1 pseudogene is annotated in these 253 nt (G+C 73.5%); it reads right to left on the bottom strand.

Going from position 1 to position 253, the window contains the following annotated elements:
* Positions 1 to 253, bottom strand: a pseudogene (locus SB751_RS33145) (taurine ABC transporter permease); the annotation flags it as partial.

The following is a 253-nucleotide window of genomic DNA, read 5'->3' as shown; positions in this document are numbered from 1 at the left end:
CACACCGCCTCCGGCGCCGGCAGGAACAGCGGCGGCAGCCATTGCCGATGCGTCGCGATCCACCACAGTGCGGCCAGCGCAGCGAGCGTCGCAGCGCTCAGCGCCGACGTGTTGCCTTGCCCCGGCAGCCGGTAGCGATGCGACGCGCGCACGCGCCGCTGCGGCGCCGGCCGGTTCCCGTCGAAGTCGGCGGCCGCTCGATCGGCCGCTCGATCGGCCGCCCACGAATCCTGCATACTCATGTCGTCCTGCC

The organism is Cupriavidus sp. SIMBA_020 (assembly GCF_046535395.1).
Classification (GTDB): Bacteria; Pseudomonadota; Gammaproteobacteria; order Burkholderiales; family Burkholderiaceae; genus Cupriavidus; species Cupriavidus campinensis.
Note: the sequence above shows the minus strand (reverse complement) of the source record. Positions and strands in the feature narration are given on the sequence as shown.